Below are 12,217 nucleotides of genomic sequence, written 5' to 3'. Positions count from 1 at the left end.
CGGATCAGTCCTCCACCACTTCGATGCCCATGGAGCGAGCCGAGCCCTTGATGCTCTCCATGGCGGTCTCGATGTCGTACGAGTTCAGGTCCTCCATCTTCGCCTCGGCGATCTCGCGGACCTGGGACATCGTCACCTTGCCGACCTTGTTGCGGCCCGGCGTCGAGGTGCCCTTCTGCACCTTCGCGGCGCGCTTCAGGTAATACGCCGCCGGCGCCGTCTTGGTGACGAAGCGGAACGACCGGTCCGAATACGCGGTGATGATGACCGGCGTCGGGGTTCCCGGCTCGATTTCCTGCGTGGCGGCGTTGAAGGCCTTGCAGAACTCCATGATGTTGAGCCCGCGCTGACCCAGCGCCGGCCCCACCGGCGGCGAGGGATTCGCCTTCCCCGCCGGAATTTCCAGCTTGATCTGTCCGATGACTTTCTTCGCCATGGATCAACCCTTTCCCAGAGATTTTCGAGGGTTGCGCGGTTCGGCTATGGCGGCGCCTCCCGCGCTCTCATGCACCGGCACAACGGCCGGTGCGCAAGCTTCACATCCTGACTGCTACTGCTGCTTCTCGACCTGCGAAAATTCAAGCTCGACCGGAGTCGAGCGGCCGAAGATGGAGACGGCGACCTTCAGGCGCGCGCGTTCCAGATCGACTTCCTCCACAGTGCCAGAGAAGGAGGTGAACGGCCCGTCGACGACGCGCACCACCTCGCCGACCTCGAAGGAGACCGACGGCTTCGGCCGCTCCACGCCTTCCTGCACCTGGTGCAGGATGCGTTCGGCCTCGCGCGCGCTGATCGGCGAGGGCTTGCCGCGCCCACCAAGGAAGCCGGTCACCTTCGGCGTGTTCTTCACCAGATGCCAGCTTTCGTCAGTCATCTGCATCTTCACCAGGACATAGCCCGGGAAGAATTTCCGCTCGGAGCTGACCCGTTGCCCGCGGCGCATCTCGACCACTTCCTCGGTCGGCACCAGGATCTCCTCGAACAGATCCTCCATGCCCTTCTGCCGCGCCTGCTCGCGGATCGATTCCGCGACCTTCTTCTCGAACCCGGAATATGCGTGGACCACGTACCACTTGCCCGCGTCCGCCTGCTGCGCCTGTTCCGCCATCGGCCCTAGCCTCCAATGCCAAGGATCGCGCGCACGCCGATCGAGAGCACCTGGTCAACGACGAAGAAAAACAGCGCGGCCATGAAGACAAACAGGAACACCATGCCCGTCGTGATCATGGTTTCCCGCCGCGTGGGCCACGTAACCTTGCTTGTCTCCTGGCGCACCTCGCGCACGAACTGACCAGGGTTAAACTTCTGGGCCATTGTGTCCAGTCTTTCGCTCCCGCATCAGGGCCGCATCCGCGGCCTCGCGGTGTTCGCGCCACATTCCTACGAACGGCGGCGGCGCGCCGCCCTTATCGCGACGCGCCCCAGCTCCAGCTCCATTCTGTCCGGCTGCCCTAGCAACCGCCGGCGGCGCTGGCAGGAGTGGAGGGACTCGAACCCCCAACCCCCGGTTTTGGAGACCGGTGCTCTGCCAATTGAGCTACACTCCTACACGCCGTTGCAAGCCTCGTGCCTGCCGACCTACTCGATGATCTTGGAGACGACGCCGGCGCCGACGGTGCGGCCGCCCTCGCGGATGGCGAAGCGCAGGCCCTCGTCCATGGCGATCGGCGCGATCAGCTCCACGTCCATCGTCACGTTGTCCCCCGGCATCACCATCTCCGTGCCTTCCGGCAGATGCACAACACCGGTCACGTCCGTCGTCCGGAAGTAAAACTGCGGACGGTAGTTCGTGAAGAACGGCGTGTGACGGCCGCCCTCCTCCTTGTTCAGAATGTACGCCTCGCAGCTGAACTTCGTGTGCGGCGTGATCGTCCCCGGCTTCGCCAGAACCTGACCGCGCTCAACATCGTCGCGCGCCACACCGCGCAGCAGCGCACCGATGTTGTCGCCCGCCTCGCCCTGGTCCAGCAGCTTGCGGAACATCTCAACGCCCGTCACAACCGTCTTCCGCGTCTTCTTCAGACCGACGATCTCAACTTCCTCGCCCGTCTTCACGATACCCTGCTCGACGCGGCCCGTCACAACCGTCCCGCGACCCGAAATCGAGAACACGTCCTCGATCGGCATCAGGAACGGACGGTCCTTCGGACGCTCCGGCTGCGGAATGTAGTCGTCCACCGCCTGCATCAGCTCCATGATGCTGTCGCGCCCCAGCTTCGGGTCGCCGTCCTCCGTCGCAACAAGCGCCGAGCCCTTGATGATCGGAATGTCGTCGCCCGGGAAGTCGTAGCTGCTCAGCAGTTCCCGAACCTCCAGCTCGACCAGCTCCAAAAGCTCCTCGTCATCAACCTGGTCGCACTTGTTCAGGTAAACAACGATCGCCGGAACACCCACCTGACGCGCCAGCAGAATGTGCTCCCGCGTCTGCGGCATCGGACCGTCCGCCGCTGAGACAACCAGGATCGCACCGTCCATCTGCGCCGCGCCCGTGATCATGTTCTTCACGTAGTCCGCGTGACCCGGGCAATCCACGTGCGCATAGTGCCGCGTCGGCGTCGTGTACTCCACGTGCGCCGTCGAAATCGTGATCCCGCGGGCCTTCTCCTCCGGCGCCTTGTCAATCGTGTCGTACGCCATGTACGTACCGCCGCCGGACTCCGCCAATACCTTCGTGATCGCCGCCGTCAACGTCGTCTTGCCGTGGTCAACGTGACCAATCGTCCCGATGTTACAGTGCGGCTTCTCGCGCTGGAACTTCTCCTTGCTCATCCTCGTCTTCCCGTGTTCGGCCCACGTTGAGGCCAGTGCCTTGAAGTCCGCGTGGCGCCGACGGCGCGCGGCGCATTCATACGACCATGCTTCCCGGCGCCGGGCCCTTGGATTGCCCGGCGGCCAGGGCGAAAACCTGGAGCGGGTGATGGGAATCGAACCCACGTACCCAGCTTGGAAGGCTGGTGCTCTACCATTGAGCTACACCCGCCCGTGACGTCGTCCGAAATCCAAGGCATCGGAGGGTTGGTGGAGGGGGTTGGATTCGAACCAACGTAGGCTAAGCCAACGGATTTACAGTCCGCCCCCTTTAACCACTCGGGCACCCCTCCACGTTCGCTCCGGCGCCCGGATCGCGGCGGCACGCACTATGGCGATTCAGCCGCTCGTGTCAACGCCGAACATAGGCCAGAATTGGAAACGAAGGCAGCCGCCCCGCCCAGACATTTTTCTGTCCGGCCGGCCGCGGTGCATGCTTACACTCAAGCCTTGCCACTAGTAATAGGGATCGACATGGCCCGACGCAACACCGTCACACGCGGAAAATCCGGCAAATCGCCGACGCGCACACCCGCAGCGCACCGCGGGCGCGGCCCGAAGGCGTCGGGGGCGGATTCGGCGTGGCTGTGGGGCGGTCATGCGGTCCTGGCGGCGCTGGCCAACCGGGCGCGGCGCTGCCGACGGCTTCTCCTTGCGGCCGAATCGGCTGAGACGTGGCAGTCCCGAGCCGCGCCTCTCCTCAACGCGCGCCAGGACTTGCCGCAGGGCGCGGAGATCGTGTCCCGGCAGGAGCTTGCGGGCGTTCTGCCCCCGCATGCGGTGCATCAGGGCATTGCCCTTCTCGCCGAGCCGCTGCGCCAACCAACTCTGGGCGACGTCATCGATGCGCTGCCGACGGGACAGCCGGCGGCCATGGTGATTCTGGACCAGGTGAGCGATCCGCAGAACGTCGGCGCCGTCCTGCGCTCGGCGGCGGCCTTCGGCGCGGCGGCGGTGATCGCCACCAAGCACAACGCCCCGACGGAAACGGGCGCGCTTGCCAAGGCGGCCTCGGGCGCGCTGGAGCATGTGCCGTTTCCGCATGTCCCCAATCTCGCGCGTGCCATCGAGGAATTGCAGGCCGCCGGGTTCCGCGTCCTCGGCCTCGCCGGAGAGGCGACCGCACTGCTGGCGGACGAGTCCGGCGAGACACGGACCGCCATCGTCCTCGGGGCCGAGGGGCGCGGCCTGCGCAGGCTTACCCGCGAGCGCTGCGACGCACTGGTCCGCCTGCCGACCGACGGGGCCATCGCCGACCTCAATGTGTCCAACGCGGCGGCGGTGGCGCTGTACGAGTTGCTGGGACGCGGCCGATTCGCCTGATTCCCCCGCCACCCAACCCCTCCGCGCGGCATTGTAAGGGCTGCGCGACATGCTATCGTGTCTGAAGATGCCAGTCTTCGACAGTGATTGACAGCGGATGGGGGAAAGACCGATGGAGGGCGGTGGCCTGCCGCAGGGATTCGAGGCGACGCCGAACAATCTCGAGCCGTTCTGGATGCCGTTCACCTGGAACCGGCGCTTCAAGGAGCAGCCGAAGCTCATCACCGGTGCCGACGGCATGCACTACACCACCCACGACGGCCGTGAGGTGCTGGATGGCACCGCCGGCTTGTGGTGCGTCAACGCCGGCCACAATCGGCGGCGCATTGTGGAGGCTGTGCAGCAGCAGGTTGCGCAGCTCGACTACGCGCCGACCTTCCAGCTCGGCCATCCGCTGACCTTCCAGCTTGCCAACCAGCTTGTGCAGATGGCGCCGCAAGGCGCCTTCGATCACGTGTTCTTCGCCAACTCCGGCTCGGAGGCGGTGGACAGCGCGCTGAAGATCGCGATGGCCTATCACCGGGCGCGCGGCCAGGGCGAGCGCCGCCGCTTCATCGGGCGCGAGCGCGGCTATCACGGCGTCGGATTCGGCGGGATCTCGGTCGGCGGCATCACCAACAACCGCCGGATGTTCGCCGAACTGCCGGGCACCGACCACATGCGCCATACCTTCGACCTGAAGGAGCAGGCCTATTCGCGCGGCCAGCCGGACTGGGGCGCGCATCTGGCCGACGACCTGGAGCGCATGTGCGCGCTGCACGGCGCGGAGACAATCGCCGGCGTCATCGTGGAGCCGGTCGCCGGCTCGACCGGCGTGCTGCTGCCGCCCAAGGGCTATCTACAGCGCCTGCGCGAGATTTGCGACAAGCACGGGATCCTGCTGATCTTCGACGAGGTGATCACCGGCTTCGGCCGCCTGGGCAGCGGCTTCGCGGCGGAGTATTTCGGCGTGACGCCGGATATCATCACCCTGGCCAAGGGCATCACCAACGGCGTCGTCCCCATGGGCGCGGTGATGGTGCGCGAAGGGATCTACGACAGCGTCATGGCGGGCGCCGAGCGCGGCGGCGGCACCATCGAGTTCTTCCATGGCTACACCTACACCGGCCACCCCCTGGCCTGCGCCGCCGGGCTTGCCACGCTGGAGATCTACAAGGAGGAAGAGCTGTTCCAGCGCGCCGCCAGGCTGGCGCCGGTGTGGGAAGACGCGCTACACAACCTCAAGGGCACGCGCCATATCAAGGACCTGCGCAATCTGGGCCTGATCGCCGGCATCGAGCTGGAATCGCGGCCGGACGCGCCCGGCCAGCGCGGCTACGACGCATTCACCCGGGCCTGGGAGAAAGGCCTGCTGATCCGCGTGACCGGGGACATCATCGCGCTCTCGCCGCCGCTGATCCTGGATGAAGGTCACATCGACCGGATCTTCCAGACATTGAAGGAGACGCTGGAAGAGACGGACTGATCCGACCGGGGCCGGCCCCGCCTTTGTCAACCTGGCTGTTGAGGGGAAGAAAATGCTTATCGGCGTGCCCAAGGAGATCAAGGTCCACGAGTACCGTGTCGGGCTGGTGCCTGCCGGTGTCCGCGAACTCGTGCACCATGGCCATCAGGTCGTCGTCGAGACGAACGCCGGTGCGGGCATCGGCATGTTCGACGAGGACTATCGCACCGCCGGGGCGGAGATCGTCTCCACGGCCGCCGAGGTGTTCGAGCGCGCCGAGATGGTGGTGAAGGTGAAGGAGCCGCTGGAGAGCGAATACAAGCAGCTCCAGGAGGGGCAGGTCCTCTTCACCTATCTGCACCTCGCGCCGGACCCGAAGCAGACGAAGGGTCTGGTCGAAAGCGGTTGCGTCGCCATCGCCTACGAGACGGTGACCGACCGCTTCGGCCGGCTCCCCCTGCTGGCGCCGATGAGCGAGGTCGCCGGCCGCATGGCGGCGCAGGTGGGCGCCCACTGCCTGGAGAAGGAGCAGGGCGGCAGCGGCATCCTGATGGGCGGGGTGCCGGGTGTCCTGCCCGCCAACGTGGTCGTCATCGGCGGCGGCGTCTCGGGCCTCAACGCGGCGCGCATGGCGATGGGCATGCAGGCCAAGGTCTTCGTCGTCGACAAGTCCATCGAGAAGCTGAACGAGCTGGACCTCTACTTCGGCCGCGAGCTGGATACGCTCTATTCCACGGTGGACCACATCGAGAAGGCCGTGGCCAACGCCGACCTCGTTATCGGCTGCGTGCTGGTGCCCGGCGCGGCGGCGCCGAAGCTGGTGACCCGCGACATGATCAAGCAGATGCGGCCGGGCTCGGTCATGGTGGACGTGGCCATCGACCAGGGCGGCTGCTTCGAGACCTCGCGGCCAACAACGCACTCCGAGCCGACCTACGTCGAGGAGGGGATCGTCCACTACTGCGTCACCAACATGCCGGGCGCGGTGGCGCGCACCTCGACCTTTGCGCTGACCAACGCGACGATGCGCTTCGTCCTGGCGCTGGCGAACAAGGGTCACCGCAAGGCACTGGCCGACGATCCCCACCTGATGCAAGGCCTGAACGTCGCCAACCGGCAGGTCACCTACAAGGCCGTCGCGGACAACCTGGGCTACGCCTACGTCCCGCCGCAGGAGGCGCTCGGCCTCTAAGGCGGCCTCTCCGGCGATCACAACCAACTGGCGCGCGGCGCGGCCATATGTCGCCGTGGCGTGAATTTCGCGAGGAACCGGGCAGCCTGTATATTCGTATTTGCGAATAGATGCGCCCCGCAACCGCGATTCGGAGACCACACGATGAAGCGCCCCGTTGCCGCCGCCCTCACCGCTTTTGGCCTTGCCCTGTCCCTGCCGGCCACCGGCCACGCCGCCCAGCCTTCCGAGAACGACGTCGAGGAAGCCCGCGCGCTGGCCAAGGAATTCATGATGTCGCTGAAGGGCGAGTTGCAGGCGGCCATCAAGGAAGGCGGACCGATCAACGCCATCGACGTCTGCCGCACCGCGGCACCCGGCATCGCGGGCGAGATCTCCTCGAAAAGCGGCTGGGCGGTGGGACGCACGGCCTTGAAAGTGCGCAACCCACGCAACGCTCCGGACGTGCGCGAGCGCGCGGTGCTGATGGACTTCCTGGCCCGCGCCGAGGCCGGCGAAGACCTGATGAAGATGGAAAGCGCCACGGTCATCGCGGAGAACGGCCGCCGCTACCTGCACTACATGAAGGCGATCCCGACGGGTGGCGTCTGCCTGACCTGCCACGGCGGCGAGTTGGAGCCGAAGCTCCAGCAGGCCATCCTACAGACCTATCCGGCCGATGCCGCGACCGGCTTCGAGGCCGGCGAACTACGCGGCGCCTTCACCTTCGTGAAGCCGCTGGAGTAAACGAATGCCCGGCGGACGCCACGTTCACCCGTAAAGCCAGCTCACCACCGCGACGGCGCCGATGACGCCGGCGATGTCGGCGCATAGGCCGGCGGCCAGCGCGTGGCGGATGCGGCGGATCTGGACGGCGCCGAAATAGACCGCCAGCACATAGAACGTCGTCTCGGTGGAGCCCTGGAAGGTGGACACCAGATAGCCGGTATAGCTGTCCGGGCCGATGGCCGGATCCTGGATGATCGAGGCCAGCACCCCGTAAGCGCCGGAGCCCGACAGCGGCCGCAGCAGCGCCATCGGCAGCGCCTCGCCCGGCAGGCCGATCAGACCGGTGACGCGGCTGAGCGGCTCGATCAGCAGTTCCAGCGCGCCGCTTTCGCGCAGCATGCCGACGGCGACCAGGATCGCGACCAGATAGGGAATGATCCGGAGCGCCACCTGGAACCCGTCCCGCGCCCCTTCCACGAACTCCTCATAGACGCGCACGCGCTTCGCCGCGCCGAAGCCCAGCAGCAGCACGATCAGCCCCGGAATGATCCAGGGAGCGATGGCCCGCCCGTAAAGCACGGTCAGCGGAATCAACGCCGCCACACTCGCCAGCACCAGGGCCGAGACCCACACCGGATAGGCCTCGCCCGCTTCCGGGGGCAGTGCATCCTCCTCCGCCTTGTCCGTCGTTTCGGGCAATTGCGTCGGGTCGCCGTCGGGGCGGTCGGCTACTTCCGGCCCAGCCTCGCCGGCAGGCTCGTCGCTGCCGGGCGCGGGCGTCACAAAATAGCGCTGCAGCAGCTTGGCGGAGAGGATTGCAACGGCGGTGGAGCAGATCGTGGCGAACAGCGTCGTCGGCACGATGCCGGCGGGATCGGCCGAGCCGGCGGAGGCGCGCAACGCGATCACCCCCGTGGGCAGCAGCGTGACGCTGGAGGTATTGAGCGCCAGGAACAGCACCATCGCATTACTTGCCGTCCCCTTTTGCGGGTTCAGGCGGTCGAGCTGCTGCATCGCGCGGATGCCGAACGGCGTTGCCGCGTTCCCCAGACCCAGCACGTTCGCGGAGAGGTTCAGGATCATCGCGCCCATGGCCGGGTGCGTTGCCGGCACCTCCGGGAACAGACGCACCATCAGCGGCCGCAGGGCCTTGGCCACGATGCGCAGCAGGCCGCCCTGCTCCGCCACCTTCATCAGACCGAGAAACAGCGCCATCACGCCGACGAGCCCGATGGCGAGCGTCACGGCCGACTCCGCCGAATCGACGACACCCAGGCCCAGCGCCTCCATCGGCGGCACCGGGTCCTCGGCACCGGACGGCGGTGTCCAGGTTACCTGCCGCACGGCCGCGACGACAAAGGCAACGGCGACAAGGGCAAAGAAAACGACGTTCACGCGGTTTCCGCCTCCCCCGAATCGGCGGCGCACATCCCCGCACTTGTCGGCAATGCCGAGCGGCTTGTAAAGCGGCGCCGTGGGGGCTAGTCTCCGCGCCGCAAATCCCGGCCGTCCGATCCAGCGGATCCCGTATGAAAGCCCGAATACACGTTACCTTGAAATCCGGCGTCCTGGACCCGCAGGGCAAGGCGATCGAGCACGCCTTGTCGCAGCTTGGCTTCCAGGGCGTCGACGAGGCCCGCACCGGCAAGGTTATCGAACTGAACCTCGCCGAGAGCGACCCCGAGCGCGCGCGAGAGCAGGTCGACCTGATGTGCCGGCAACTGCTCGCGAACCCCGTCATCGAGAACTACGATATCGAGCTTACGACCTGATGAAGGCCGCCGTCGTCGTCTTTCCCGGCTCGAACTGCGATCGCGACGTGGCCGTCGCGCTGGAGCGGGCGATGGGCCGTCCCCCCGTCATGGTCTGGCACAAGGACAGCGACTTCGAGGACGTCGATCTCGTGGTCCTGCCCGGCGGCTTCAGCTATGGCGACTACCTGCGCGTCGGGGCCATCTCGGCGCACGCGAACGTCATGCGCGAGGTCAAGCGCCGCGCCGGCAAGGGCGTGCCGGTGCTGGGCATCTGCAACGGCTTCCAGGTCCTGACGGAGTCCGGGCTGCTGCCGGGCGCGCTGATGCGCAACAAGTCGCTGCGCTTCGTGTGCAAGGACGTCGGGCTGAAGGTGGAAACCGGGCAGAGCCTGTTCACCAGCCGCTACGAAACCGGCCAGCGCGTGACCTTCATGGCCGCGCACCACGACGGCAGCTACTTCATCGACGATGCCGGCCGCCGCCAACTTGAGGATCGCGAGCAGATTGCCTTCCGCTACTGCGACGAACGCGGCCAGGTCACGCCCGAGGCGAACCCGAACGGCTCGGTTGCGAACATCGCCGGCATATTCAACTCCGAGAAGACGGTGCTTGGCATGATGCCGCACCCCGAGCGCATGGCCGACCCGGTGCTGGGCGGCGAGGACGGCAGGGCGATGTTCGAAGGCCTGGTGGAGGCGCTGTCGTGACGGCCGAACCCAATCCCGAGATCACGCCCGAGCTGGTTGCCGAGCACGGCCTGAAGCCGGACGAGTACGCGCGGGTGCGGGAAATCCTGGGCCGCACCCCCAATCTGGTCGAGCTTGGCATCTTCTCGGTCATGTGGTCGGAGCACTGCTCCTACAAGTCGTCGAAGAAGTGGTTGAAGACGCTGCCGACAGAGGGCCCGCAGGTGATCCAGGGGCCGGGCGAGAACGCCGGCGTGGTCGACATCGGCGACGGACAGGCCGCCATCTTCAAGATGGAAAGCCATAACCACCCAAGCTTCATCGAGCCCTATCAGGGCGCGGCGACAGGTGTCGGCGGCATCCTGCGCGACGTCTTCACGATGGGCGCGCGGCCGGTGTGCAACCTGAACGCCCTTCGTTTCGGCGACCCGGAGCATCCGAAGACGCGACACCTTCTCTCCGGCGTGGTCGCCGGCATCGGCGGCTATGGCAACTGCGTGGGCGTGCCGACGATTGCCGGCGAGGTGAACTTCCATCCCGCCTACAACGGCAACATCCTGGTCAACGCCATGACCGTGGGCCTGGCGCAGGCGGACAGGATTTTCTACGCCAAAGCGACCGGGGCCGGGAATCCGGTGATCTACGTCGGCTCCAAGACCGGGCGCGATGGCATCCACGGTGCCACGATGGCCTCCGCCTCGTTCGAGGAGGACAGCGAGGAGAAGCGCCCGACAGTGCAGGTCGGCGACCCCTTCACCGAGAAGCTGCTGATCGAGGCGTGCCTGGAGCTGATGGAGACCGACGCCATCGTCGGCATCCAGGACATGGGCGCGGCGGGCCTGACCTCCTCGTCTTTCGAGATGGCCTCCAAGGGCGGCGCCGGCGTCGAACTGGACCTGGACCGCGTGCCGGTGCGCGAAGACGGCATGACGGCCTACGAGATCATGCTCTCCGAAAGCCAGGAGCGCATGCTGATGGTGCTCAAGCCCGGCCGCGAGGACGAGGCCCGGCGCATCTTCGAAAAATGGGACCTGGACTTCGCCGTGGTCGGCCAGTTGACCGATACGGGCCGCATGGTGATCCGCAAGAACGGCCAGCAGGTGGCGGACCTGCCCATCGATCCGTTGGCCGAGGCCGCGCCGGAGTACGACCGGCCGTGGGAACCGACGCCGGCGCAGCCCGAAATCGCCCCCGCCGACGTCCCGGCAAGCGAGGATCCCGGCGCGGCGCTGGAGCGGCTGCTGGGCTCGGCGGACCTGTGCTCCCGCCGCTGGGTGTGGGAGCAGTACGACTACACCGTCATGGCCGATACCGCGCAGCGCCCCGGCGGCGATGCCGGTGTCGTGCGCGTGCGTGGCACGAACAAGGCGCTGGCGGTCACGGTCGACTGCACGCCGCGCTATTGCCTGAACGACCCGGTTCGCGGCGGCATGCAGGCGGTCGCCGAAACCTGGCGCAACATCACCGCCGTCGGCGGGCGCCCCTTGGCGATCACCGACAACATGAACTTCGGCAACCCGGAAAAGCCGCTGGTCATGGGGCAGTTCGTCGGCGCGGTCAAGGGCATGCGCGAGGCCTGCGCGGCGCTGAATTATCCCGTCGTCTCGGGCAACGTGTCGCTCTACAACGAAACGGCGGACACCGCGATCCTGCCCACACCTGCCATCGGCGGCGTCGGGCTGCTGCCCGACCTGTCGAAGATGGCGACCATCGCCTTCACGGCCGAGGGCGAGGCCATCGTTTTGATCGGCGAGACGCGCGGCCATCTGGGCTGCTCGCTCTATCTGCGCCACCTCGCCGGCCGCGAGGACGGGGCGCCGCCGCCGGTCGACCTTGCGGCGGAGAAGCGTAACGGCGACTTCGTGCGCGGTGAGATCGAAGCGGGACGCGTCACCGCCTGCCACGACCTCTCGGACGGTGGCCTGCTGGTCGCGCTGGCAGAGATGGCGCTTGCGGCCCCGGACGAGATCGGTGCTGAGATCTCGGTGCCGGAGGGCACGGACGTTCCGCCGCTCCACGCCTGGCTGTTTGGCGAGGATCAGGGACGCTACCTGTTGACGGTGGCGGAGGCCGGGCCCGTGCTGGAGGCGGCACGGGAAGCCGGCGTGCCGGCGGCGGCTATCGGCCGCACAGGCGGCGCTTCGTTGAATCTGTCCAGCGGTCACACCATATGGCTGCAACAACTGCGCGACGCCCATTCGGGCTGGCTTCCGCGGTATATGCAATCTGACGACTGATCGACACGACGCCGCTGGCGCGGGCGGCTGGCCGCCACGCACCGGCAGGGCGAACAATAAGACGC

Annotated in this window: 12 protein-coding genes and 3 tRNA genes; 7 read left to right on the top strand and 8 right to left on the bottom strand. The window is 66.9% G+C overall.

Annotated elements, in window-relative coordinates; genetic code table 11:
* Positions 1–4: 4 nt before the first annotated feature.
* From rplK to DRB17_RS11820, 7 genes are all read right to left on the bottom strand, one after another.
* Complete coding sequence (gene rplK, locus DRB17_RS11850; protein WP_114582425.1) at positions 5–436, bottom strand: 50S ribosomal protein L11; 432 nt, start codon at positions 434–436, stop codon at positions 5–7.
* Positions 437–550: 114 nt separating this feature from the next.
* The gene (gene nusG / locus DRB17_RS11845; RefSeq protein ID WP_114582424.1) at positions 551–1,108 is read right to left on the bottom strand and encodes a transcription termination/antitermination protein NusG; all 558 of its coding nucleotides are present in this window, start codon (positions 1,106–1,108) and stop codon (positions 551–553) included.
* 5 nt (positions 1,109–1,113) lie between these two features.
* Positions 1,114–1,314, bottom strand: a complete 201-nt coding sequence (gene secE, locus DRB17_RS11840) for a preprotein translocase subunit SecE (protein ID WP_114582423.1) — start codon at positions 1,312–1,314, stop codon at positions 1,114–1,116.
* A gap of 157 nt (positions 1,315–1,471) precedes the next feature.
* Positions 1,472–1,547 (bottom strand) — tRNA-Trp (locus tag DRB17_RS11835).
* Positions 1,548–1,578: 31 nt separating this feature from the next.
* Positions 1,579–2,769, bottom strand: coding sequence for an elongation factor Tu (tuf, locus tag DRB17_RS11830; RefSeq protein ID WP_114582422.1), 1,191 nt, complete (start codon positions 2,767–2,769; stop codon positions 1,579–1,581).
* A gap of 137 nt (positions 2,770–2,906) precedes the next feature.
* A tRNA-Gly gene (locus tag DRB17_RS11825) sits at positions 2,907–2,980 on the bottom strand.
* A 36-nt stretch (positions 2,981–3,016) separates the two neighbouring features.
* Positions 3,017–3,101: transfer RNA gene (locus tag DRB17_RS11820), tRNA-Tyr, on the bottom strand.
* 181 nt (positions 3,102–3,282) lie between these two features.
* On the opposite strand from DRB17_RS11820, the gene rlmB reads away from it, so the two are divergent.
* The 4 genes from rlmB to DRB17_RS11800 all read left to right on the top strand — a co-directional run bounded on the left by rlmB (position 3,283) and on the right by DRB17_RS11800 (position 7,493).
* Complete coding sequence (gene rlmB / locus DRB17_RS11815) at positions 3,283–4,131, top strand: 23S rRNA (guanosine(2251)-2'-O)-methyltransferase RlmB (protein ID WP_114582421.1); 849 nt, start codon at positions 3,283–3,285, stop codon at positions 4,129–4,131.
* Positions 4,132–4,243: 112 nt separating this feature from the next.
* Positions 4,244–5,596 carry an omega-aminotransferase AptA gene (aptA, locus tag DRB17_RS11810; RefSeq protein ID WP_114582420.1) on the top strand — a complete coding sequence of 451 codons (1,353 nt, stop codon included), beginning with the start codon at positions 4,244–4,246 and terminating at the stop codon, positions 5,594–5,596.
* Between the two features lie 52 nt (positions 5,597–5,648).
* A complete protein-coding gene (gene ald / locus DRB17_RS11805) occupies positions 5,649–6,767 on the top strand; it encodes an alanine dehydrogenase (RefSeq protein ID WP_114582419.1) in 1,119 nt (372 codons plus the stop codon).
* A gap of 144 nt (positions 6,768–6,911) precedes the next feature.
* Positions 6,912–7,493: a Tll0287-like domain-containing protein gene (locus DRB17_RS11800; protein WP_114582418.1), complete on the top strand. Its 582-nt coding sequence runs from the start codon at positions 6,912–6,914 to the stop codon at positions 7,491–7,493.
* 24 nt (positions 7,494–7,517) lie between these two features.
* Here the strand turns inward: DRB17_RS11800 and DRB17_RS11795 are convergent, their stop codons facing one another.
* On the bottom strand, positions 7,518–8,870 hold the full coding sequence (locus DRB17_RS11795; RefSeq protein WP_114582417.1) for a nucleoside recognition domain-containing protein: 1,353 nt from the start codon (positions 8,868–8,870) through the stop codon (positions 7,518–7,520).
* A gap of 134 nt (positions 8,871–9,004) precedes the next feature.
* On the opposite strand from DRB17_RS11795, the gene purS reads away from it, so the two are divergent.
* Genes purS through purL form a run of 3 tightly spaced genes read left to right on the top strand, consistent with a single transcriptional unit; the run spans position 9,005 to position 12,152 of the window.
* Positions 9,005–9,247: a phosphoribosylformylglycinamidine synthase subunit PurS gene (gene purS / locus DRB17_RS11790; protein ID WP_114582416.1), complete on the top strand. Its 243-nt coding sequence runs from the start codon at positions 9,005–9,007 to the stop codon at positions 9,245–9,247.
* Positions 9,247–9,936, top strand: coding sequence for a phosphoribosylformylglycinamidine synthase subunit PurQ (purQ, locus tag DRB17_RS11785; protein WP_114582415.1), 690 nt, complete (start codon positions 9,247–9,249; stop codon positions 9,934–9,936). The genes purS and purQ overlap by 1 nt, the downstream gene beginning before the upstream one ends.
* Positions 9,933–12,152: a phosphoribosylformylglycinamidine synthase subunit PurL gene (purL, locus tag DRB17_RS11780; protein ID WP_114582414.1), complete on the top strand. Its 2,220-nt coding sequence runs from the start codon at positions 9,933–9,935 to the stop codon at positions 12,150–12,152. The genes purQ and purL overlap by 4 nt, the downstream gene beginning before the upstream one ends.
* Positions 12,153–12,217 lie beyond the last annotated feature (65 nt).

The sequence above is a fragment of the Ferruginivarius sediminum genome (genome assembly GCF_003344765.1).
Classification (GTDB): Bacteria; Pseudomonadota; Alphaproteobacteria; order Kiloniellales; family Rhodovibrionaceae; genus Ferruginivarius; species Ferruginivarius sediminum.
This window is presented reverse-complemented; position numbering and strand designations above follow the sequence as displayed.